Source organism: Lwoffella lincolnii, from assembly GCF_037201985.1.
Classification (GTDB): domain Bacteria; phylum Pseudomonadota; class Gammaproteobacteria; order Pseudomonadales; family Moraxellaceae; genus Psychrobacter; species Psychrobacter lincolnii.
The window spans coordinates 2,096,048-2,120,922 of the sequence record NZ_CP147511.1 but is presented as its reverse complement, the minus strand read 5'-3'; the positions used below and the strand labels follow the sequence as shown (position 1 = coordinate 2,120,922).

Genomic DNA, 24,875 nt, shown 5'->3' with positions numbered 1-24,875 from the left:
TGTCTTTGCTGATGACATATCAGCTTAGTCTGCGTCCAACAGCATTTGGGCTTCACCCAAATCTAGCGTGCCTTCATATATCGCTCGCCCTGTGATGATGCCTTTAAGGTATTGAGCATGTGGTTTGAGCGTGTGAATGTCGCTGATGTCGGTTACCCCGCCAGAAGCAATGACAGGCAGACCGCTTTGTTTGGCAAGATGAATGGTTTGCTCCACATTAACCCCCTGCATCATGCCATCACGAGCAATGTCAGTATAGACAATAGATGACACCCCCATATCCGCAAAGTGTTTGGCAAGTTCCACTGCCTTGATGTCGGTTACCGTTGCCCAGCCATGCGTGGCGACCATACCATCTTTGGCATCAATCCCCACCATGATATGCCCTGCAAACTCACGGCATGCTTCTTTGACAAATGCTGGCTCTTCTACTGCCTTTGTGCCAATGATGATGTCAGTTAATCCTGCATTCAGATAATGCTCAATGGTGGATAAGCTGCGTACGCCACCTCCTAACTGAATGGGCAACTTTGGGTGAGCTTTGGCAATGTCTGCCACCACCTCTTTATGCACAGGCACACCGTCAAACGCCCCATTTAAATCCACCAAATGTAGCCGTCTTGCTCCTTCACGCACCCAGCGGCTTGCCATCGCCACAGGGTCATTGCTAAATATGGTGTCATCATTCATGCGTCCTTGTTTAAGACGCACACATTTGCCATCTTTTAGGTCAATGGCAGGAATGATGATGGGGCAAGATTGGGGTGATGGTGGCAACATTGACATGATGATTTCCTTGAGTGTTGTTTTTAAAGCATTATTTTTAGATGGGCAGTTTTTAGACGTGCATTGACTAAAGTTGAGACAAAAATGATGAAAAATAACATCTGACTGTAATTTTAGGTGAATTTATCGTATAATCCTAGATGATATTACATTTATATTTTGGTTGTCAGTCGCCACCGAGTTGATTTTAACGTGCTGTCAAGGCGTTTAGGTCAGCGTTATCATTGGCATTATTCCAGTTACGTTAAAATGAGTTATATTAAAAGTCGTTCAGCTTTTTTTTAAGTGGTTGGTAAGTGGTTTGGCTGGTGTGTTTTAAGTTAGTTAGAACAAGTGTTTGCTTATGATTACCATCAAAAAAGGACTCGATGTGCCCATTGCTGGTGAGCCAAACGATCAGATTACTGAGCATACGGCACGCCATATTGCTTTAGTGGGCTACGACTATGTCGGTATGAAGCCCACCATGAATGTTAAGGAAGGCGATACGGTTGCTAAAGGGCAACCCATCTATGAAGACAAAAAGCGGGTGGGGGTCATCTACACAGCCCCAGCCGCTGGCAAAGTGATTGCCATTAACCGTGGTGAGCGTCGTGTGTTTGAAAGCTTGGTCATTGAGGTTGACCCAAATGGTGAAGAGATTACCTTTGATGTCTTTGCCAGTGATGAGCTTGCCAGTTTGGACACAAAAGTTGTCGAAGCACAGCTTATCAAATCAGGCGAATGGACAGCATTTCGCAGTCGTCCTTACAGTCGCACGCCAGAGATTGGTTCCAGACCTGAGGCGGTGTTTGTCACAGCAATGGATACCAACCCTTTGGCAGTCAACCCAATGACGCTCATCAATCATGAACGACAAGCTTTTGATGATGGCTTGGCAGTCATCTCAACACTGACCCCCATCACCTATGTGTGCCATCATGGCGATGCCAATTTATCTGGCATTGATAAAACAGCACCCAATAATCGCACTGAATACCACGCCTTTGCTGGCGTGCATCCCGCTGGCTTGGCAGGCACACACATTCATTTTTTGCATCCTGTTAGCCGTCATGTCACCGTATGGACGATTGGCTATCAAGATGTCATTGCCATTGGTAAATTATTTACCACAGGTAAACTTTTTACCAAACGCTTGATTAGCCTTGCAGGGCCTCAGGTTACCACACCGCATTTGGTGGCGACCGACCGTGGTGTGGCGTTAGATGAAATTACCCAAGGTCAGCTTAAGGCAGGCGATAACCGCATTATTTCAGGTTCGGTGCTATCAGGGCGTAAAACCATTGCCAGCACAGCCTATTTGGGCAGATTTCACAATCAAGTCAGCGTGCTAGAAGAAGGGTATGAACGCCCTACCTTGCACTTTTTTAGTTTGGGAGCAAATCGCTTCTCTAAATTGCCGATTTATGTGTCGCACTTTATGAAGAAAAAATTCAACTTCACCACATCGTCGAATGGCTCACCTCGTGCCATGGTACCGATTGGGGTGTTTGAAGAGGTGATGCCACAAGATTATCTGCCCACTCAGTTGCTCAAAGCCTTGATTGTTGAAGACATCGTACAAGCGGTGGAGCTTGGGGCGTTAGAATTGGATGAAGAAGACTTGGCATTGTGTACCTTTGTGTCGCCAGGTAAATATGAATTTGGTGACATATTGCGTGACAATTTGACACGCATTGAGATGGAGGGCTAATCCAATGAAGTTTATCCATAATGTGTTTGATAAGATGGGCCCTGCTTTCTCAAAAGGGGGTAAGTACGAGAAGTACTATGCTGTCTTTGAGATGTTTGATACCTTTTTTCGTCAACCTGGCACAACCACCCATTCAGCAGCACATGTGCGTGATGGCATTGACCTAAAACGCATCATGATTACCGTGTGGCTGTGTACTTTCCCTGCGATGTTTTTTGGAATGTACAATGTTGGTCATCAAGCCTTGATGGCAATCGCTCAGCTGGGGCTTGAGCCAACAGGTTGGCGTACCATCATCACCAACATGGCAGGTTATGACCCAAATAGCATTTGGGCAAGCTTTGTCTATGGGGCAATGCAGTTTTTGCCCATTTACATTGTTACGTTTGTGGTTGGTATTCTTTGGGAGATTATTTTTGCGGTGGTGCGTGGACATGAAGTCAATGAAGGCTTTTTTGTCACCTCTGTGCTTTATGCCTTGTGTTTACCCCCTGACATTCCATTATGGCAAGTGGCACTTGGCATCACTTTTGGGGTTGTGGTTGCCAAAGAAGTGTTTGGTGGTACAGGTAAAAACTTTCTTAACCCTGCCTTGGCAGGTCGGGCATTTTTGTACTTTAGCTATCCTGCTTATATGTCAGGTGACAGCATTTGGACGGCGATCGATGGCTTTTCTGGCGCAACCCCATTGGGTTTGGCGGCCATTGGTGTGACACCAGAGCAATTTAGCAATGCTTATGGTCAAGCCATCAGCTGGACAGATGCCTTTTTGGGCAACATGCAAGGCAGTATTGGTGAGGTCTCCACCCTTGCGATTTTGCTTGGGGCGGTTGGATTGATTTGGACTCGCATCGCATCGTGGCGGATCATGGCTGGCGGCGTGATTGGCGTGGTGGTTACTGCCTTGCTGTTCAATGTGTTTGGTTCAGAAGAAAATCTGATGATGAGCATGCCATTTTATTGGCATTTGGTGTTGGGTGGATTTGCCTTTGGGATTGTGTTTATGGCAACCGACCCTGTGTCAGCGGCCCAAACCAATAAAGGACGCTGGCTTTATGGTATTTTGATTGGTGTTATGACCGTGCTTATCCGTGTGGTTAACCCTGCTTTTCCAGAGGGGATCATGTTAGCCATCTTGCTCGCCAACTTATCTGCCCCATTGTTTGATTATTTTGTTACCCAAGCCAACATCAAACGCCAAAATGCACGGAGAATGAGTCATGTCTCAGCCCAAAAATAAGTCTAAAAGTAATAACTTAAGTACCATTGCCGTTGCCTTAACCTTGTGTTTGGTCTGTTCGGTGTTGGTATCGGCAGTGGCAGTGGGGTTAAAACCCAAACAAACTGAAAATGTTAATCTTGACCGTAACAGAAACATCTTATTGGCAGCAGGTGAGTTGCAAGAAGAAGATGACAGCGAAGTGGTTAAGCAAAAGTTTGCTGACTTTGAGCCACGCATCATTGATTTACAGACAGGCAAAGTTGCCACCGATGAACAGCTTAAACAAGCAGGCATTGAGGATGTCAACGCTTATGACACCAGTTCGGCATCAAAGATAGCCAATCTGAGCAATGACTTGGGTGATGATGACCCTGCCAATATTGGGCGTGTGCCTAAGTTTGCCAAAGTTTATGTTAAAGAGGGGACAGATGGTGCAACCGAGGCGGTGGTATTGCCCGTTTATGGTTATGGGTTGTGGGGAACGATTTATGGCTTTTTGACCATCGGCTCAGACATGAACACCATCGAAGGCATCAGTTTTTATTCTCATAAAGAAACCCCCGGTTTGGGCGCACGCATTGAAGAATCTCAATGGCGGGCCCAATGGAAAGGCATCAGTGCTTATGATGAACAAGGCAATGTTGCCACTGGTGTGACCAAAGCAGGTAACCATAAAGAAAATTATGTCGATGGCATCAGTGGAGCAACGTTGACAGGGCGTGGGGTGAATAATTTCATTCAATTTTGGCTGTCTGAGCGGGGTTATAAGCCATTTTTGGATAACATGAAAGAAGGTCAAATTTCAGCAGCCACCGCTAACAGCATAAATTCAAGCACAGATAAGGAGATATGAGCATGGCGGATACCAAAAGTATATTGACCAAACCCATATTTGATAACAACCCCATTGCGTTGCAAATATTGGGCATTTGTTCGGCATTGGCAGTAACCACCAGCGTTACCAATGCGTTGGTGATGTGTATTGCGTTGACGTTAGTAACGGCATTTTCAAGCTTTTTTATCTCCATTATCCGTAACAAGATTCCTTCATCGATTCGCATCATTGTACAGATGGTGATCATCGCTTCTTTGGTCATTGTGGTTGACCAAGTGCTTAAGGCAGTGGCGTATGATGTCAGTAAGTCTTTGTCCGTCTTTGTGGGTTTAATCATCACCAACTGTATCGTCATGGGTCGTGCTGAAGCCTTTGCCATGAGCAATCCACCTATCCCAAGCTTTTTAGATGGCATTGGTAATGGGCTTGGCTATTCGGCGGTGTTGATTTTTGTTGCCAGTATCCGTGAGCTGTTGGGGGCAGGCAGTTGGTTGGGTATTCAGCTATTAAATCCTGCCACTGATGGTGGTTGGTATGTTCCCAATGGCTTGTTATTGTTGCCACCGTCAGCATTTTTTATCATTGCTTTGTTCATTGTTGTGGTGCGTTTGTGGAAGCCAGAACAGGTTGAAGAATCAGAGTTTGTGATGAAACCACAATCTAAAGGCTTGTCTCATGGAGGAAGTCACTAATGGGTGCTCATGTCAGTTTATTTATCACGTCAGTATTTATTGAGAACATGGCACTTGCCTACTTTTTGGGCATGTGTACTTTTTTGGCAGTATCCAAAAAGGTTTCTACTGCCCTAGGTTTGGGCGTGGCGGTGGTGGTGGTCATGGCGATTACGGTGCCGTTAAATAATTTACTCTTTCAATTTATCCTAAAAGATGGGGCGTTGGCATGGGCAGGCTTCCCTAACTTGGACTTAAGTTTTCTAGGCTTACTGAGTTACATTGCTTTGATTGCTGCCACGGTACAGATTTTAGAGATGTTTTTGGATAAGTTTGTGCCAGCTTTGTATAACGCTTTGGGGGTATTTTTGCCTTTGATTACGGTGAACTGTGCCATCATGGGTGGTGTGTTGTTTATGGTTGAGCGTGATTACAACTTTGGCGAGTCGCTTACCTATGGTGTGGGAGCAGGTTTGGGCTGGGCGATTGCCATTGCTTTGTTGGCTGCCATTCGTGAAAAGCTAAAATATTCAGACGTGCCTGCACCGCTTCGTGGTCTTGGCATTACCTTTATTACCGTTGGGTTGATGTCACTGGGCTTTATGTCTTTTGGCGGTATGTCCATATAATTTAGCCATTTATATTGATGTTGGTAAGGGTTGATTGATGTTGGTTGGTATTGATTGATATTGATTGGCACTGTCCCCTTACTCTCAGATAAATTAAGGAAATAAGTATCATGGAATCGTTCGGTACTGCAATTGGTGGTGTCGCCATGTTTACCCTGATTATCATGAGCTTGGTTGCCATCATTTTGATGGCACGCTCACGATTGGTCAGCTCTGGTGATGTCACCATTCGCATTAATGATAACCCAGATAATGATGTCGTCACTCCTGCTGGTGGCAAACTGCTACAAACCCTTGCTAATGAAGGCATCTTTTTATCTTCGGCATGTGGTGGGGGTGGCACATGTGGGCAATGTCGCTGTAAAGTGAATGAAGGTGGTGGCTCAATTTTACCCACCGAAGAGGGGCATTTTACCCAAGGTGAAATCCGTGACAACATGCGTTTGGCGTGCCAAGTGGCGGTCAAACAAGACATGAAAATTGAGATTGATCCAGAATTTTTTGATGTGCAAAAATGGGAGTGTGAGGTTGTCTCTAATGACAACGTTGCCACCTTTATCAAAGAGTTGGTATTAAAAATTCCAGAGGGTGAAGAGGTCAACTTTCGTGCAGGTGGTTATGTGCAACTAGAAGCCCCTCCGCATGAAGTGCATTATAAAGACTTTGATATTGATGAAGAATATCGTGAAGACTGGGAAAAATTTAACATGTTTCGTTATGTCTCTAAGGTTGATGAGACGGTGGTGCGTGCCTATTCCATGGCAAACTATCCAGACGAAAAAGGCATCATCAAGTTTAATATTCGCATCGCAAGCCCTCCACCAAGAGGTCCTGAGGGCATTCCTCCTGGTAAGATGTCGTCTTGGGTGTTTAGTCTAAAACCTGGTGATAAGGTAACGGTATCAGGTCCTTATGGCGAGTTTTTTGCCAAAGATACCAAAGCTGAGATGGTCTTTGTCGGTGGTGGTGCGGGCATGGCACCGATGCGTTCACACATTTTTGACCAGCTTAAACGCTTAAGCTCTGACCGTAAAATCAGCTTTTGGTATGGGGCCCGCTCCATTCGTGAAATGTTCTATGTGGAAGACTATGACAGCTTAGAAGAAGAGTTTGACAACTTTGAATGGCATGTGGCGTTGTCTGACCCCTTACCTGAAGATAACTGGGACGGATACACTGGCTTTATCCACAATGTCTTGTATGAAAACTATCTTAAAGACCACCCAAATCCTGAAGACTGTGAATTTTATATGTGTGGACCACCTGTCATGAACGCTGCTGTCATTGACATGTTGCATTCGTTGGGGGTGGAAGATGAAAATATCTTATTGGATGACTTCGGTGGTTAAGCCATGCCCCTTTAGTAACATTCACTTTTTGTTTAAAATAAGCCCCATGTTGATTGGGGCTTGTTTTATTGATAGAGTGGTTCGGTTTGAGTTTATTTTAACGTATCGCTGACTTTAACTTATCATGATGAGATGAATTATGGAATTTGAATTAAATGGCTACTACACGCTGATTTTAGCCACTTTGGTGTTGTTATTAGGGCGATTTTTGGTCAAACGCATCAAATTTTTATCTGACTTTAACATTCCAGAACCTGTGGCAGGTGGCTTGGTTGCTGCCATAATCGTCTATGTGCTTAATTTGACCTTAGGATACAATTTTAATTTTCAAAAAGAGCTACAGACTGCTTGTATGTTGATGTTTTTTGCGTCCATTGGGTTAAGTGCTGACTTTGGGCGACTGAAAGCAGGCGGCAAGCCGTTGGTGGTGTTTTTGGTGCTGGTCTCAGGTTATATCATCGTGCAGAATGTCGTCGGCGTGGCAATGGCAAAGGTTGTGGGGCTTGAGCCATTGATGGGCTTGGTGATAGGCTCAATTTCGTTGACAGGCGGGCATGGCACAGCAGGAGCATGGGGGGCGGTGTTTGAGTCAAAATATCAAATCACTGGGGCGACCACGCTGGGCATTGCTTGTGCAACTTATGGCTTGGTTGCAGGTGGTTTGATAGGTGGCCCTGTTGCCAAACGCTTGATTAAAAATCTAAACATCAGCCCAATGATGAATCAGGACAATCAAACCGATCAGACTGATGTCGAAAAGTTGGCAGGAAAGCAATCGCTATATAGCACCCGCCATCATGAAGATGATGATGGCAAAGCCAAAGAAATCTTTGAAAGACCTGATAACATTCGTTTAATCACCGCATCATCAACCATTGAAACTTTGGCGATGTTCGCTGGGGCGTTGGCATTTGCAGGCATCATGACCGATGTTGCTAAAGGCACTTTGTTTGAATTGCCGACGTTTGTTTGGGCGTTGGGTGGTGGGGTCATCATTCGCAATGTGCTGACCACATTCTTTAATTTTGATATGTTTGACCGTGCCATTGATGTGTTGGGCAATGCGTCATTATCGCTGTTTTTGGCGATGGCGTTGATTTCGCTTAAGCTGTGGGAATTGGCAGATTTGGCAGGTCCTGTGTTGATTATTTTATTGGTACAAACGGTGATGATGATAGCGTTTGCTTATTTTTTAACCTTCCGTGTGATGGGCAAAAACTACGATGCGGCTGTCTTATCAGCTGGGCATTGTGGTTTTGGCTTAGGGGCAACACCGACTGCCATCGCCAACATGCAAGCCATCACTGACCGTTATGCCCCATCGCCCAAAGCATTTTTGATTGTGCCGATGGTGGGGGCATTTTTTGTGGATATCATCAACGCCACGGTGTTGCAGATTTTTACTCAATTGCCATTTATGTGATTAGGTTGATATGATAGCCTAAAGGTCAATCACATTTTATAACCGAGTATTTACCCCATGCCCAGCTTATCTTTCACAATGTCGTCCATTGACCCTAATGCCATTGGCGACAACGTGCCACGCCGTCATAACCCCATCATTGCCAAATATGCCGATAAATTTCTAAAAATGCTGGGTTGGGACATTGTTGGCAACATTCCCAATGTTAAAAAATGTGTGTTGCTTGCCGTGCCACATACGTCTAACTTTGATGGTGTTTATGCCATTCCCACCTTGTTGGCATTAGACGTTGATATCAAAATATTGGGCAAAAAAGAGTTGTTTAAAGTGCCTGTGATGGGTAAATTCTTAAAATGGGCGGGCATCATCTCCATAGACAGGCAACAAAAAGGCTCAACTTTACAAATGACCATTGACCGTTTTTGGCAAGAAGACCAGCTTTGGCTCGGACTTGCCCCAGAAGGCACTAGGGATTACACCGAAAGCTGGAAAACGGGCTTTTATTATTTGGCATTGGGGGCAAAAGTACCCATCTTACCTGTGGCGATGGATTATCAAACCAAGCAGGTGCGTTTTATGCCATTATTTTATCCAACTGGTGATATTGACGCAGATTTACCAAAAATTTATGACTATTATCGTGGTGTGCAGGGCAAACATGTCAATAAAATGTCTAAGCCTCTGCAAGATATGAATAAATAGAAGAGAGAAATGAATAGAAAAGGTGCGTCAATAATAAGGTATTTGTATTTTCATCAGGTTATCAGGTTAATCATGTCAATGCACAGACGTTGATGATAAATAAAAAATGACAAATAGAAAATGACAAATAAAAAAGGGCGACCACAGTCTCCCTTTTTTTTGTATCAACGTTATTGTGTCAGCTTTATGGCATCAACATTGCATCAACCGCTGATGTTTATTTTAGGTCTTCGCTGTTGAACGAGCTGGTTTGATGAAACGTGGTTGATGTGGCATTTACACCTTGAACATTATCATTGCCTTGAGTGATGTGGGTGGACTCAGACGCATTGTTGATTTTGTTGGCTTCACGCTCGGCTTTATCCTGCATGTTGCGTAATAGGCGAGCGGCAGCTTCTTGACCACCCAACCCAAAGGACAAAGCGAATGCCACGGCAACCGCACCTAAGGTTAGACCAAATGCCAAGTTAACAATCGAGTCAGCGATGCCCATGGCTTTTAGACCCATGGCAAGTACCAAGCCCATAATCAGCACACGCACGATGTTGGCTAAAAATTGTGAGCCTTTTTCAGAGCGTTCAACCATGCCAGCGATGAGGTTGGCCAGCCAAAACCCAATAAATAGGATAACCGCACCCAACAATATGTCAGCACTAAAAGTAATGAACAGAGAAATTAAGTCACTCACACGGTTAAAGCCTAAGCGATTAGACGCTTCGATAGACGCAAATAACATGGTGAAAAAAACCAGCAACATACCAACCAAATCAGATACCCGCTTTTCACCCAAGATGTCTTGCACACCAACTTTGTTAGGTAATTCATTAATGCCAGTGTTGACTAACAAGTTAGCAACAATGTTGGCAACAAACTTAATCACATAATAAGCAATGCCCAAAATGGCAGCGGCAGCAATGATGTTAGGAATGGCTTGCATGATTTGGTTAAGCATGTTGGTTGCAGGGCGTGAGATGACCTCAATTTTTAGGGCATCTAAAGACGCAATCAACGATGAGATGATAACCACCAAAAACACCAACGTCCCTGCAATATTGGCAATGCTGGTGTCGTTGCTAACACCTGCTTTATTGGCAACTGATTGGATATTGAGGGTGGATACCAAGTTGGTAACGATGCTGCGTAAAATTTTGGCGATGACATAACCCACGCCAAAAATGACCACGGCGATGACCATATTGGGAATGAAGTCTAGCATCTTGCTGACCATGCCACTGACAGGCTCAAGCAAGCCAGTCAAACGCAACTGCCCCAATATCATGGGTAAAAATATTAATAAAATAAACCAATACACCACATCAGAGATGGTGCTACTCAAAGGCTGTATGCCAGCTTCGGCACTCAATCGCTCATCCATGGTGGTCTTAGACAATGCGGTGCTGATGGCGGTACGAGCCACCGTCGCCACAACCCAGCCGACCACGCCAATGGCAACTGCGGCAATGAAATTAGGGATAAAGGACAACACTTGGTTGACCATATTGGCAAATGGGGTAGAAATTGAATCAAGATTCAACTGATTTAACGCCCCAGAAATGGCGATGATAAAGATAAACCAAAACACCACCTTAGAGATGATGTTCTCAATGTCGTGTTGCTTGCCTGTTGATGAATTGATGCGTTGATTGAGATTGACCTTTGCCAAGACGTTGCGTATCAACGCACCGCCAATCATGGCAACAATCCAGCCAAAGATGAATATTACAATTGCCCCAATCACAGAGCCGATGGGTCCTGCCAGGTTGTGGTTAAACCAACCCAATGTGTTGTTCATACTGTCTCCAAAAATGAGTTTGTCGCTTCAAAAACTTGTTGCTAAAAAACTTATTGCTAAAAAAAAGTTGTCCTAACCGAACTGATGGGCAAATGAGAATTTGCCATCTAAAATGGGGTAAGACGGTGAAATGTTTGACGATGGGGTTTGACAGAGTTTGTCAATGTGTCAACATATGTGTCATATATCAATGTGTCATATATCCATGTGTCATGATATCAACACATCATGCGTATCAACATATGATGGTGGTTATGCTGACGATTTTAACAGAGTGATGTTCCAAACACTAGCATCTGACATACTGCCATCATTAATACTGCAAGGCTAAAAAAACTTGATAAAATTTTTAGTGGTCAGTGTGGTCAGTCAATCACAACAATTCCTTACTTAAAAGTCATCAAAAGTTGTCTAACATGGTTCTATCAAAAAATAGGCAGACAAAAAAGCAAATAAAGCCTGCTGACTTGCTTGCTGACTCTAATTTGATGACTCATCACGCCACTTTTTGACAACACTTTTACAACACTTTTTTTTGACAACTCACCTTGATGTTGTCAAAATATGCTTGATAATATTAGGTTTGATAAATGTTGATAAGTTTTGTACAGCAAATTTTGCTAAATGTTTATATGCCAAAAGGCGTTTGATGGCCATTTTTTTGTTTTTTATCAAGGGTGTGTTTATCAGCGGTCATTTGGGCATCATTAAGGATAAACTATGCGTAATAAATCAGTTTTGACAGCAATGACCATGGGGGTCAGTGTGTTTTTATTTGGTTGTAACAATGGTGGTCAGCAAGCCCAAACCGCCCAAGCCACTAAAAGCACCATGACCATCACCAATGAGTCGCCTGAGCTTGAAAAAGTGGGCTATAGCTTGGGTTATATGATGGCAGAAGGTAATAAAGGTCAGGTTGATGATTTAAACCTTGATGCCTTTGAGACAGGTTTTCGTGATGGTTATGAAGAAAAAGAATCCGCTCTTACCCAAGAGCAGATGCAACAGGTGTTGGTGAGTTATCAAGAGAAAAAACAAGCTGAATTGATAAAAGAGATGGAAGCCAAAGCCGCCAGTAATAAAGAAGAGGGGCAGAAGTTTTTGGCAGAGAATAAAACCAAAGAAGGGGTACAGACCACCGATTCAGGTTTACAATATAAAGTGGTCAAAGAAGGTAGTGGTGCATCACCAAAAGCGACTGATATGGTTAAGGTACATTATGAAGGCAAGCTGATTGATGGCACGGTATTTGACAGCTCTTATGAACGTGGTGAGCCAATTGAGTTCCCATTAAACCAAGTCATTCCTGGTTGGACAGAAGGCGTGCAACTGATGAAAAAAGGGGCAGAATACGAGCTTTATATTCCGTCTGATTTGGCATATGGTGAGGCGGGTAATCCGGGGATTGAACCCAATAGTGTGTTGATATTTAAGGTTGAACTGTTGGACTTTCACTCTGCTTAATCGTTTTGTGGGTTGGATTGTGTCAACAACGCCAACAACATCAGCAAAAAACGCCTAAAAAACGCCAACATGATTTGGCGTTTTTTGGGCGTTTTTGTGTCATGTTGCGTCCATGATGCCACTGTATTTGTGTTTAATTATTTGTGTTTAATTTCCGTTCTCATCATTCACTTTCGTTAAAGAAGTGAAGTTAAAGAGGTGAATATGATACATAACGCACACAACTATGTTGCCTAAGCTTTGCTTGGGTTTGTTATGATGGTTAGCATTTCTTTTCTTTGATTAATTTTTATTGGTTTTTATCAACATTCATTTTATTAATTTATTAATAATATTAAGGATACCACCATGAAGCATCAGAACCGCCATGTTTCACTTCTTATCCCAATTCTTAACCCCAATTTTACTTTAAATTCTTTAAGTTTGCTAAATTCTCTAAGCTGGTTACGGTCTTTGGCACATCGTTCCGTGGTCATGGCAGTGGGCATGCTGTCTGCCACTGCATTGATGATGAGTCAAGCCACAGCAGAACCGCTACCCAGCACTCAACTACCCAGCACCCAACCTGCAACCAATTGGGTAAATGCGTCAAATGGTGGTACTGGTGGGGTTAATGGCATCACCATAAACACCACCGCCCAACTTGTCAGCAATGATAACGGACAAGAAGTGTTTATGCCACTGAATGCACAGACCCAACTGGTCAGGGGTAATGTCATTGAATATCATGTGTATTTAACCAACACCAATAACGACCGTATCCGTACCATGAAAGCCAATATCACCATTCCCAATGGTGTTCAACTGTTGGGAGCGGTTAGCCCAGAAGCGACCATGGGCAGTGTTGATGGACAAAACTTTTATCCCATGCCTTTGCGTACGCAAGTGGGTGGACAAATTCAGCCCATTCCCTTAGGTCAATATAAAGCCCTACAATGGCAAATTGAAGATGTGGGGCTTAACCAAACTGCCAACGTCAGCTATCGTGTGGTGGTTGAGTAGTCGTTTTGGTTGAGTGGTTTGATGTCATTGATAAGCCTGTTACTGCTTTGACAGGGGTTGGCAGTCAGGTTGCCCAACAGTTGGCTGATTTGGGTATTCACCGCTTATTTGACTTACTTTTACATCTGCCCAGAGATTATGAAGATCGCAGTCGTTTGTGTGCCATTGATGGTGTTCGGTCGGGGCAGTCGGTGCTGGTGGAAGGAACAATCCTGTATGTGAGCAATAACCAGCGTGGCATGACGGTGATTTTGGCAGATGCCAGTGGGCAGTTACAGTTGCGTTTTTTTAAGGTGTATCGTGGGCTTACTCAGACCATGCAGGTGGGCAATCGGTTGCGAGTGTTTGGGGAGGTGAAGATGAGCCGTTATGGCACACAGATGCACCACCCTGAATACACTGAAGTGGTGATTGGCAGTCCGCTACCACAGATAGGGCCACAGCCAATTTATCCGACGGTAAAAGGTTTGCACCAAAACAAACTTCGCACATTGATGCGATTGGCATTGGCGACTTGGGAATCACAAGCTAAAAATCAGTCACAGATGCTCAATCTGTTCACCGATGAGCGTGTGGGCATGGATATGGCTCAACATTCTCAACATCATGGCTTGTTTGATTTGAGTTTGTTTGAGGCATTGACGTTATTACACACACCGCCCATTTATGCCAATATCGGGCATCAACAGCGACTTTTAAGCCAAATCCGTGAACGCACTCACCCTGCCTGTCAGCGATTGATTTTAGAAGAGTTGACTGCCCATCAGTTAAGTTTGTTGCAACGGCGTGAACAATTGCACACTCATAAAGCACCCAAATGCCAGTTTCACAGTCCGTCGGCAGATGCGTTGATTCAGATGTTGCCATATCTGCTGACATCAGCACAACAGCGGGTGGTCAGTGAGATTGTCAATGACTTGACCACGTCTGTTCCTATGCTTAGGTTGCTACAAGGTGATGTGGGAGCAGGCAAAACGTTGGTGGCGGCATTATCAGCGTGTCATGCCATTGACAGTGGTTGGCAAGTGGCGATGATGGCACCCACGGAGATATTGGCAGAACAGCATTTTAATAATTTCAAAGGTTGGTTTGAGCCGTTAGGTATCGGTGTTGGGTGGTTGGCTGGCAAGCAAGGCAGTAAAGAGCGTCAACAAATGCGACAAGCCATGGTTGATAATGATGTGCAGATTGTGGTTGGTACGCATGCGTTATTTCAACAGCAGGTCAGTTTTGCCAAACTGGGCTTGGTCATCATTGACGAACAGCATCGCTTTGGGGTAGAACAAAGAAAAGCCTTGACTGACAAAGGGGTCATGGGCAGTACACCACATCAACTGGTGATGACCGCCACCCCCATTCCAAGAACCCTTGCCATGAGTGCCTATGGTGATATGGACACGTCCATCATCGATGAGTTGCCCCCAGGGCGTACGCCTGTTACCACCGTTACCATTGACCGTAACCGCCGTGATGCGGTGATAGAGCGAATCGCTGCCAACTGTGCTAAGGGTAAGCAAGCCTATTGGGTTTGTCCTTTAGTGGAAGAATCAACCGCACTTGATGCCCAAGCAGCTCAGGCGACTTATGCCGATTTATGTGAGCGTCTTGACATTCGCATTGGTCTTGTGCATGGAAAAATGAAAGCGGTTGAAAAACAGGCGGTGATGCAGGCATTTAAAGCAGGTCAGCTGGATTTATTGGTGGCGACAACGGTCATTGAGGTGGGAGTAGATGTGCCAAATGCGTCACTGATGGTCATCGAAAATGCCGAGCGTTTGGGACTGTCGCAGTTACATCAGCTCAGAGGTCGAGTGGGGCGAGGCAGTCAAAAAAGCTTTTGCGTGCTATTGTACCAAATGCCATTGTCTGCCACAGGAATTGAGAGGCTCAATGTACTAAGAGGCAGTAATGACGGCTTTGTCATTGCCCAAAAAGACTTACAAATCCGTGGGCCGGGGGAGCTGCTTGGCAAACGACAAACAGGCAATGTGGGATATTATGTGGCAGATTTGACTCGTGATGAAACGCTATTGACTTTGGCCACGCAGTTGGCAAAACGGTTATTGGCAAACAAAGACAACCACCCAGCCATTATCAAACTGATTGAACGTTGGATACCAAAAGCAAGCCGTTTTGGTCATGTTTAAAGATGAAAACAAACAAAAGTATGAAAAAATCCAGAGGTATCAATCCATGAATAATATGGTGTTATTTGCCACTTTTTATGCGGTTATTCTCCAATCATTCGTCAGGAAAATCAGGCAAAAACTGTCTAAAAAATGGTTTAAGCCAGTTATTTGTTCGGTGTTGATGCCATCGTGCATGTTGCCGATGTTCAGTCATGCCATTGAGCCGATTGGGTTGGTGGCGGTTGAATTTAATCATGAATTGAAAGACAGTGGGGTGCAGGGGATTTGCCAACGTTTTAACATGACTTGTGCCACTGATGCCAAACTGTGGCAACTGCCTAACCAACAGCGACCAAATCATTATTATTTGATTGACAGTACACCGCAATTTGTGGAACTACAAATGCAAGACCATCACATGACCGCTAAGGGTGTGGAAGACAAAGATGATAAATTGCTGGGACAGTGGCAATTTACCAATTATTTGCATCAACGTGTGAGCGATGACAACATTGCCAACAACATTGGTGATAATATTGGTGATGGTATTGGTGATAACACTGGCATAAAAACTGACAGCCCGCTGCTGTTTATTGCCCCAAATCTGTATCCAATTAACCAAACTGAGACGGCCATCGCTTTAATCAATCAAATAGACATCTCATTTAACGGTGGGGTAACCCGTGAACGGTCAGCAGACTTTATCCAGTTATTGCCCAACGGCAAGCATGAGCAGGTACTTACCAATGTGCCTTTTGATGGTCATTACAGTTATAATGCGTGTTTTAGTGAAGAAGAAAAATCACAGTCTGTTCACTGTCAAGAAGAAGGTTGGCAAGTGCTTAACGTGTCAATGAAAGACATCAAAACACCCTTGTATCAATGGATATTGGCATATGAAAATAAAATTTGGCCAGCACACACTCCAGAAGACAAGGCGGTATTAGAAACCCATCAAGTCAAGGTGATGCCCTTTGGTGATACGGCAACCTTATTTTAATCAAGTCAGAACCTTCAATCAGCAACACACATAAACACATAAAGGAAGCGACCATGCACGAGCTACAACGTCCACAGTCATCTGCTGAACAGCCAAAGCATGATAACGCAACCCGTCATGACCCGAGCATCAGCCATCACACTCAACCCATACATCATGGATTTAAAAAATCCGCTCCCAATCTTTGGGCGTATGTGCTTGGTTTGATGGCCGTGTTGTTGGTGGGCTTGGGGCTGGGGCATCATTGGGGCAGTAAGCAAGGCAAAAATTCCAATCAAACGATGGCCAACACAGACAAAACAGCCGTCAACCCCACTGGCACTGATAAATCTGCGGTATTGACCGTGGAAGTCATCTCACCCACAAGCCAAGATGTGGACAACAACCTGTTGGCAGATGGCACGGTGGCAGGCAAGAGCATTGCCAACGTCAGTGGGCGAGTTAATGGGGTTGCCATTGAGAAAATATTGGTTGATGAAGGTGATTGGGTAAAAGCAGGGCAGACGTTGGCGGTGTTCGATGCAAAAGGACTTGAGCAAAATGTCATCGAAGCCCAAGCAAGCGTTGTGGAAGCCCAAGCCAACCATGCCAATGCGGTTGCCAATGCGGAGCGGGTCGTACCACTATTGGACATTGACGCTGTCAGTCAGCAAGAAGTGGATCGCTATGTCAGTACCGCTGAGCAGGCAAGAGCACTTTTGGTTTCTGCCCAAGCTCGTCTAAATGGGGCTGAGTTAACCTTACGTGATAGCAAAGTCATTGCCCCTGTCAGTGGCATCATCAGCAATAAACACGCACAAATTGGCAGTGTGCCACAACAGGCATTGTTTAGCATCATCGAAGGAGGCGTGCTGGAATGGCAAGCTAAGGTTGACCCAGAACAGTTAAAGTTTATCCAAATTGGCATGCCCGTCATCGTCAAAACACCAAGCAATGACTGGATTAATGGCAAAGTGACTCGCATCTCCCCAAAAGTTGCCGATGACCGTCGCATGACGGTGGCCGCCACTTTAGAAAATAGCCGACAAATACAAGCAGGCATGTTATTAAGTGGTGAATTTGTCATGGACAGCCAGCCACAGACGGTCGTGCCAGTGGCATCAGTGGTTAGTCATGATGGTTATGAGTATCTGATGCTGGTGAAAGACATCAGCGACCAAGATGGCAGTCGTACAGGCACGGTCGAACGCCTAAAAGTTGAATTGGGCAAGCAAATAGATAAGCAAGTGGTGGTCAATTCACGATTACCAAACAATGCCTTGATTATCCGCCAAGGTGGTGGGTTTTTAAATGATGGTGATAAAGTACGAGTGGTTACTGATGTCAATGCTGCTCAAGCACAAGCCACTGGTCAAGCACAAGCTCAAACACATTCTAAATCAATGGGAGTAGGCAACTGATGAACTTTTCTGCCTATTCCATTCGTAACCCCTTGGTGGCGATTTTATTATTTGTGTTATTGACTTTGGGTGGTTTATTTGGTTTTCAGCAGATGAAAGTCCAACAGTTTCCTGACATTGATTTTCCTGGGGTGGTGGTAACCGTAACCTTACCAGGTGCTGCCCCCAGTCAACTTGAGAATGACATTGCCAAAAAAATTGAAAACAAAATTGCCAATATTGAGGGTGTCAAGCACATGCGTACGGTGCTACAAACAGGGGCTGCCACCATCAGTACTGAATTTACTTTAGAAAAAGACATTCAAGAAGCGGTGGACGATGTGCGGTCTGCTGTGGGTGAGGTGCAAGGCGAGTTACCTGCTGCTGCTAATGACCCCATCATCACCAAAATAACCACCGCAGGGTTTCCTGTTCTGACTTATACCGTGTCAGCAGACAACATGAGCGTGGAAGATTTGTCTTGGTTTGTTGATGACACCATCGCTAAGCATTTATCAGACATCGAGGGGGTGGGGCAGATTGCTCGTATTGGTGGTCTTAACCGTGAGATAACCGTCGCTGTTGACCCAAATCGCCTAAATGCCCTGCAACTGCCCATCAGTCAACTGTCTGAGCAAATAGCAGGCATGCAGCAAGACACATCAGGCGGTGAAGCCAAAGTGGGCAAACGCACCCAAAATATCCGAGTCTTAGGAGCGGTGGATAATGTGCAACAATTGGGTGATGTGCAAGTTGCCTTACCCACAGGCGATGCTCAAAGCTTGGCGAGCATGGCAACCATTACCGATGGCACATCAGAGCCAGCATCGATTGCCAAACTTGATGATAAAACCGTGGTGGCATTTAATATCAGTCGCTCACGAGGGGCAAGTGAGGTGGATGTGGCGACACGTGTCGATGCTGTTTTGGCACAGCTACAAAAAGACATGCCACACATTCATGTGGATAAAGTGTTTGACACCGCCACGCCTGTGGCAGAAGACTATCAGGCATCGATGCAGATGTTATTAGAAGGTGGTATTTTGGCGGTGGTGGTGGTGTTTTTATTTTTACGCAATGTGCGAGCAACCATTGTGGCAGCCGTGGCGTTGCCATTGTCCATCATACCGACATTTTTGGGCATGTGGTTGTTTGGCTTTAGTTTGAACATCATTGCCTTATTGGCATTGTCTTTGGTGGTGGGCGTTTTGGTTGATGATGCCATCGTGGAAGTTGAAAACATCATTCGTCATTTACGCATGGGTAAGTCGCCTTATGAAGCGGCAATGGAAGCGGCTGATGAAATTGGGTTGGCGGTGATTGCCACCACGTTCACATTGATAGCGGTATTTTTACCCACGGCATTTATGAGTGGCGTGGTTGGGCAGTTTTTTCGCCAATTTGGTTGGACAGCAGCGATGGCAATTTTTGCATCACTGTTGGTCGCACGCTTAATTACCCCAATGATGGCGGCGTACTTGTTAAAACCAGAGCCTGATAAAGTTGAAAAAGATGGCAAGTTGATGACAGGCTATCTGAAGGTGGTTAACTGGACATTGCGTCATCGTTGGCTGACGCTTGGTTTTACCTTATTGTTCTTTGTGGCATCAGTCAGTCTTGCAAAACTGTTGCCCAGTGCGTTTATTCCTGATAATGACATCAATCAAACTCGTGTTGCCATTGAGTTAACCCCTGATGCCACTTTAGAAGACACCGAAGCGGTCAGTGATAGGGCGATAGATGCCATTAAACACATTGATGGCATTGCAAGCATCATGGCTGCCATCGGTCAACCACAAACTCACTTAGGTCCTCACCGTGGTTCAGGACAAGCCAAAAACACCGCAAGCCTTGACATTATTCTTGAGCGTCGTGGCGAACGAATGAGTAAAACTGACATAGAACAGCAGATAACCCAAGCCATCAGCCAAGTACCGGGGGCAAGATTTACGGTGGGTTTGTCCAGTGGTGGTGAAAGTGGCTATGGCTTTCAACTCACCAGCAGTAATGCTGTTCTGTTAAATCAGTACGCTCAACAGGTGATGAATGACATTCGTCAGCTGTCGCTGGCAGGCGATGTGACCAGTAATCTTAGTCTACCCCGTCCAGAGCTGACTGTCATACCCAACCGTTTGGCAATGGCAGATAAAGGCATAACCACTCAAAGCATCGCTGATACCTTACGTATTGCCACATTGGGAGATTATGAACAACGTTTGTCTAAACTCAACTTAGACACTCGACAAATCCCCATTGTGGTGCGTTTGCCTGATGATGCAAAAGCCAACATCAATCAGCTGGGTGATTTGTATATTCCCAGTAACCGAGCGATGGGGCAAGGCGTGCAAGTGGCACATGTGGCTCAACTACAATTTGGCAATGGGCCTGCTGAGATTCGCCGTTTTGACAGAGAGCGTGCCATACGCATTACCGTGCAGTCTGCCACAGGTGAGCTGGGTCCTTTGGTAGCAGCAGTAAAAGCCACACCCAGCTTACAAGCCCTGCCCAATGACGTGACCATGATTGATGAAGGGCAAGCGGAGAACATGACAGAATTGTTCACAGGTTTTGTCATCGCCATGAGTGTGGGGATAGTTTGTATCTTTGGCGTGTTGGTGTTGCTGTTTCATCGGGTGCTACAACCGTTTACCATCTTAGTGGCATTACCTTTGTCCATTGGAGGGGCGTTTGTTGGCTTGCTGTTGACAGGCTCTAGCTTGTCGATGCCATCGATGATTGGCTTTATCATGCTGATGGGCATCGCCACCAAAAACTCAATCTTATTGGTGGACTATGCCATCATTGCCCAAACCGAATATGGGTTAGCAAGGTTGCCTGCGTTGATTGATGCTTGCCATAAACGGGCTCGTCCCATCATCATGACCACCATTGCCATGGGAGCAGGTATGATGCCTTTATTATTGGGATTTGGCGACCATGACCCCACATTTCGTCAACCGATGGCAGCGGCGGTGTTGGGGGGATTGGTTACTTCAACGTTTTTAAGCTTGGTGGTCATTCCTGTGGTGTATACGTTGATGGATGATTTGTCCCTGTTGATGGCTCGTTTTACCAGAGCAAAAAGAGCCTAAACGTTAGGGAAAGAACGTTAGGGAAAAAACGTTGGGTTGTGAATTTCACCATTGGTGTTTGCCACCCAACGTTCTAACCTACTTACGCCAATGTTTATGACAATGTTTATGACAATGTTTCAACCCGCTCACGCCCACGCTCAATCGCCAGTTTTACTTGATTGGGGGCAGTGCCACCGATGTGATTGCGAGCGTTTAATGAGCCTTCCAATGTCAAACAATCAAACACATCATCAGCAATCAACTCACTAAAACTGGCCAGTTCATCTGGCGACAGCTCAGACAAATCTACGCCCTTTTCTACCCCAAGTGCCACAGCTTTTCCCACCACTTCATGAGCATCACGAAAGGGTAAGCCTTTTTTGACCAAATAATCCGCCAAATCGGTTGCCGTGGCATAACCTTTTAACGTGGCTTGTCGCATGTTGTCTTTATTTGGCACAAGGTTTGGGAGCATGTCTGCAAATGCCAAAAGTGAGCCTGTCAGAGTATCCACACAATCAAACAGCGGTTCTTTGTCTTCTTGGTTGTCTTTGTTGTATGCTAAGGGTTGGTTTTTCATCAGCACAAGCAAGGTGGTCAGCTGACCAAACACCCGTGCGGTTTTGCCACGCACCAACTCTGGCACATCAGGATTTTTCTTTTGGGGCATGATAGATGACCCTGTACAAAAGCGGTCTGGCACTTGCACAAAGCCAAATTGAGCCGACATCCATAAGATAATCTCTTCACTCATACGAGACAGGTGCATCATTAAAATACTGGCATTACTGGCAAACTCAATGGCAAAATCACGGTCAGACACCGCATCAAGTGAATTTTGACAAATGCCCTCAAAGCCCAAAAGCTTGGCTGTCATGGTACGGTCAATCGGATAAGGCGTTCCTGCTAAGGCTGCACTGCCCAATGGCATTTGGTTGATGCGTTTGCGAGTGGCAATAAAACGCTCACTGTCACGAATCAGCATCTCAAACCATGCCATCACATGATGAGCAAAGCTGACAGGTTGAGCGGTTTGCAAATGGGTAAATCCTGGCATGATGGTATCGGTGTGCTGGCTTGCCAAATCAAGCAAGCCGATTTGCAGGCGTTTTAATAATCCCAAAATCACATCGGTCTGCTCACGCAAATAAAGCCGAATGTCAGTCGCCACTTGGTCATTACGGCTTCGCCCTGTGTGCAGTTTTTTACCGACATCACCTATCATGTTGGTCAGTTGAGCTTCTATGTTCATATGCACATCTTCTAACGCCACCGACCAATCAAACTGTCCATTGGCAATCTGTTGTTTGATTTTTTGTAGACCATCTATGATTTTATCGCTTTCATCGGTTGTGATGATGCCACAATGCCCCAACATGGTGGCATGGGCAATAGAGCCATCAATGTCATGATTTGCCATGCGTTTATCAAAATTAACCGATGCGGTGAATTGGGCAACAAAGCCATCTGTCGCTTCACGAAAACGCCCACCCCACATATTAGATGGGTTTGTCGTATTTGTGGGTAAAGCGGACATAGAAACCTTGGCAGTTGTGTTAGAATCTAAGCGGTAATCGTTCATAAGGTGAGTTGGGTGTGAAAAGTTATTGGCAGTCATATCAATCTAAGCTTAATAAAAAAAATGGTGCATTGAGTATAGCAAACGATGAGCTAGAAATGCTAATGCAAAAATTGGCGTTTTTTTTACCCAGTCAGCAAGCGTTGTTGCGGTCATTTTATTTGCCCATTTATGGTGCGTTGTGGGGGTTGCTGATGGCGTTAGTCAGACTGGCTCATGACATACAAATTAGCCATATGGAGTTTTTATCAACGTTATTTATTGACATGCTGTTGCTTTCTTTGATTGCTTATATTGGGCTGTTTGTGTATGAAAGCATCAGACCCATGTTATTCAATTTACATCATTTAGTGGCGTGCGTTTGGGTAACACTTATCTTTATTGTCAGTGCATTACTTGTGGGGCTTTTGGCACATGTTGCATTGCCTTTATTGATGTATGGGCATGTTGCTGATGTGTTTTATGCTATCGTTAACATACTGATTGACATTATTGTAACCACTGGCATCACAATCCTGTTTTTATTGTATTATCTTAAACGCCATCAAGATTTGATGATGCTACAAAAAATGTTTGATATAGAAGTTGCGATGCAAAATGACCAAATCAAAGCTCGTATCGCTCCGCATTTTTTGTTTAACACCATCAATGGTTTGGTTTCGTTGGTGGAGACCAATCCTGACAAAGCCATTATCATGCTGGGCAATGTCTCTGAGCTGTTTCGTGCCAGCTTTTCTAAGTTTAAAGAAATTGGCATGGACACTGAAATTCACGTGTGTAAAGTATTTTTAGAAATTGATGACATGCGATTTCAAAATAAGCTGAAAGTTAAGTGGCATTTACCTGATGAAGACACACTATATGACATGACCATCTGTGGCATGACCTTACAAAGCATCATTGAAAAACTGCTCAACCAAGTGGTGGAACACACGGTGGAAGAGATTGAGCTTATCATCAGCATGACATGGCAGAATCATAAAGTTAACATCGACGTAAGCCTACAACTGCCTAAAGATTTGCTGATGATGCGTCATGATTTATTGGATCGGTTGGATTTCTCCATTCAAGAAAGAAAATTACAGGTATTTTTTGGTAATCAAGCGAGCATCATCACCAATATCCATGACAATCACATCGTTACCAATATTCAATATTGCCTATTTGACACAGCGGTTGACAATGACGTATGCAAAACATGGCAGATGGAATAAGGCTAAATCAGATAAAAAAATCATGAATAAAAATAAAGTTGCATCTGTTGTTAACATCTCGTAACCTATCTGATGACATAAAAACAAATGGTCAAAAAGTTTTAAAAAAAATCAGCAAACAACATGCCATCAATACATATAAAAGTAACGCATGAAAAGTAACGTATGAATAGGAGTGAACTATGAAAGTAGTGGTCTGCGATGATGAGCCGTTATCACGTGAGCGTCTGGCAAGGATAATCAAAGAAGGCGGCCACGAAGTCGTCGCCATGGCAAAGACAGGATATGAAGCCATTGATGCGGTCAAAGAACATACCCCCGATGTGCTACTTTTGGACGTGCGAATGCCAGAGTTAGACGGTATCCGAGCCGCCAACGAGATTGCTAAATTTGAACATCCCCCTGCCATCATTTTTGTTACCGCCTTTGAACATTATGCCATTAAAGCTTTTAAAGCCAACGCCATCGGCTATTTGCTCAAGCCTGTCAACAAAGATGAATTGCTTGAGATATTAAGCCAAGCCAAACAACTCAACGCCGCTCAGATGTTTGCCATCAAACAAATGGAAGAATCAAATAACAAACCTGCTCGCCAACACATCGCTGCTCGCACACATCGTGGCGTTGAGCTGATTGCTTTAGCCGATGTGCTGTATTTTACCGCTGACCAAAAGTACGTCAAACTGCGTCATAAAAATGGCATGGTGTTGATTGATGATACGCTAAAAGAGCTTGAGCAAGAGTTTGAACATGAATTATTTCGCATTCACCGCAATGCCTTAATTAACCTAAATCACATGCAAATGCTAGAAAGTATCGATGCAGGACAATATCAGGTGCGTTTTAAAGGCATTGATGACGTATTGGCGGTCAGCCGTCGACATTTGCCAATGTTGCGTGAAAGAATGCAAAACATGTAGGCAGATAGGCTG

General features: G+C 44.6%; 19 protein-coding genes. 16 read left to right on the top strand and 3 right to left on the bottom strand.

The window, feature by feature from the left end; all coding sequences use genetic code 11:
* Positions 1-24 precede the first annotated feature (24 nt).
* Positions 25-780 (bottom strand): 1-(5-phosphoribosyl)-5-[(5-phosphoribosylamino)methylideneamino]imidazole-4-carboxamide isomerase, encoded by a 756-nt coding sequence (gene hisA, locus WDM69_RS09620; protein ID WP_143823236.1) that lies wholly within the window; start codon positions 778-780, stop codon positions 25-27.
* Between the two features lie 349 nt (positions 781-1,129).
* On the opposite strand from hisA, the gene WDM69_RS09615 reads away from it, so the two are divergent.
* From WDM69_RS09615 to WDM69_RS09580, 8 genes are all read left to right on the top strand, one after another.
* Entirely contained in the window at positions 1,130-2,479 is a 1,350-nt protein-coding gene (locus WDM69_RS09615) for a Na(+)-translocating NADH-quinone reductase subunit A (RefSeq protein WP_078306383.1), read from the top strand.
* A gap of 4 nt (positions 2,480-2,483) precedes the next feature.
* Positions 2,484-3,719 carry an NADH:ubiquinone reductase (Na(+)-transporting) subunit B gene (locus WDM69_RS09610; protein ID WP_078306382.1) on the top strand — a complete coding sequence of 412 codons (1,236 nt, stop codon included), beginning with the start codon at positions 2,484-2,486 and terminating at the stop codon, positions 3,717-3,719.
* Positions 3,700-4,554, top strand: coding sequence for a Na(+)-translocating NADH-quinone reductase subunit C (locus tag WDM69_RS09605; protein ID WP_078306381.1), 855 nt, complete (start codon positions 3,700-3,702; stop codon positions 4,552-4,554). Before WDM69_RS09610 ends, WDM69_RS09605 begins: the two co-directional genes overlap by 20 nt.
* Before the next feature lie 2 nt (positions 4,555-4,556).
* Positions 4,557-5,228 (top strand): NADH:ubiquinone reductase (Na(+)-transporting) subunit D, encoded by a 672-nt coding sequence (locus WDM69_RS09600; protein ID WP_078306380.1) that lies wholly within the window; start codon positions 4,557-4,559, stop codon positions 5,226-5,228.
* Entirely contained in the window at positions 5,228-5,836 is a 609-nt protein-coding gene (gene nqrE / locus WDM69_RS09595) for an NADH:ubiquinone reductase (Na(+)-transporting) subunit E (protein ID WP_078306379.1), read from the top strand. Before WDM69_RS09600 ends, nqrE begins: the two co-directional genes overlap by 1 nt.
* A 110-nt stretch (positions 5,837-5,946) precedes the next feature.
* Entirely contained in the window at positions 5,947-7,185 is a 1,239-nt protein-coding gene (gene nqrF, locus WDM69_RS09590; protein WP_338755427.1) for an NADH:ubiquinone reductase (Na(+)-transporting) subunit F, read from the top strand.
* 139 nt (positions 7,186-7,324) lie between these two features.
* Positions 7,325-8,608 (top strand): sodium/glutamate symporter, encoded by a 1,284-nt coding sequence (locus tag WDM69_RS09585; protein WP_078306377.1) that lies wholly within the window; start codon positions 7,325-7,327, stop codon positions 8,606-8,608.
* A gap of 57 nt (positions 8,609-8,665) precedes the next feature.
* A complete protein-coding gene (locus WDM69_RS09580; protein WP_169832897.1) occupies positions 8,666-9,310 on the top strand; it encodes a lysophospholipid acyltransferase family protein in 645 nt (214 codons plus the stop codon).
* 217 nt (positions 9,311-9,527) lie between these two features.
* On the opposite strand, the gene WDM69_RS09575 is transcribed toward WDM69_RS09580, so the two are convergent.
* Entirely contained in the window at positions 9,528-11,102 is a 1,575-nt protein-coding gene (locus WDM69_RS09575; protein WP_078306376.1) for a mechanosensitive ion channel, read from the bottom strand.
* 720 nt (positions 11,103-11,822) lie between these two features.
* Here WDM69_RS09575 and WDM69_RS09570 point away from each other — a divergent pair.
* The 6 genes from WDM69_RS09570 to WDM69_RS09545 all read left to right on the top strand — a co-directional run bounded on the left by WDM69_RS09570 (position 11,823) and on the right by WDM69_RS09545 (position 21,168).
* On the top strand, positions 11,823-12,566 hold the full coding sequence (locus tag WDM69_RS09570) for an FKBP-type peptidyl-prolyl cis-trans isomerase (protein ID WP_078306375.1): 744 nt from the start codon (positions 11,823-11,825) through the stop codon (positions 12,564-12,566).
* Between the two features lie 348 nt (positions 12,567-12,914).
* The gene (locus WDM69_RS09565) at positions 12,915-13,568 is read left to right on the top strand and encodes a hypothetical protein (RefSeq protein ID WP_338755426.1); all 654 of its coding nucleotides are present in this window, start codon (positions 12,915-12,917) and stop codon (positions 13,566-13,568) included.
* Between the two features lie 5 nt (positions 13,569-13,573).
* Positions 13,574-15,715, top strand: a complete 2,142-nt coding sequence (gene recG / locus WDM69_RS09560; protein WP_338755425.1) for an ATP-dependent DNA helicase RecG — start codon at positions 13,574-13,576, stop codon at positions 15,713-15,715.
* 46 nt (positions 15,716-15,761) lie between these two features.
* A complete protein-coding gene (locus WDM69_RS09555) occupies positions 15,762-16,697 on the top strand; it encodes a hypothetical protein (RefSeq protein ID WP_338755424.1) in 936 nt (311 codons plus the stop codon).
* 53 nt (positions 16,698-16,750) lie between these two features.
* On the top strand, positions 16,751-18,097 hold the full coding sequence (locus tag WDM69_RS09550) for an efflux RND transporter periplasmic adaptor subunit (protein WP_338755423.1): 1,347 nt from the start codon (positions 16,751-16,753) through the stop codon (positions 18,095-18,097).
* Positions 18,097-21,168 carry an efflux RND transporter permease subunit gene (locus WDM69_RS09545; RefSeq protein WP_338755422.1) on the top strand — a complete coding sequence of 1,024 codons (3,072 nt, stop codon included), beginning with the start codon at positions 18,097-18,099 and terminating at the stop codon, positions 21,166-21,168. The genes WDM69_RS09550 and WDM69_RS09545 overlap by 1 nt, the downstream gene beginning before the upstream one ends.
* A gap of 106 nt (positions 21,169-21,274) precedes the next feature.
* On the opposite strand, the gene argH is transcribed toward WDM69_RS09545, so the two are convergent.
* Positions 21,275-22,648 (bottom strand): argininosuccinate lyase, encoded by a 1,374-nt coding sequence (gene argH / locus WDM69_RS09540; protein WP_143823235.1) that lies wholly within the window; start codon positions 22,646-22,648, stop codon positions 21,275-21,277.
* A 98-nt stretch (positions 22,649-22,746) separates the two neighbouring features.
* On the opposite strand from argH, the gene WDM69_RS09535 reads away from it, so the two are divergent.
* Both WDM69_RS09535 and WDM69_RS09530 read left to right on the top strand, forming a co-directional pair.
* On the top strand, positions 22,747-23,943 hold the full coding sequence (locus tag WDM69_RS09535; protein WP_078306368.1) for a histidine kinase: 1,197 nt from the start codon (positions 22,747-22,749) through the stop codon (positions 23,941-23,943).
* A gap of 182 nt (positions 23,944-24,125) precedes the next feature.
* Entirely contained in the window at positions 24,126-24,863 is a 738-nt protein-coding gene (locus tag WDM69_RS09530) for a LytR/AlgR family response regulator transcription factor (protein ID WP_078306367.1), read from the top strand.
* Positions 24,864-24,875 lie beyond the last annotated feature (12 nt).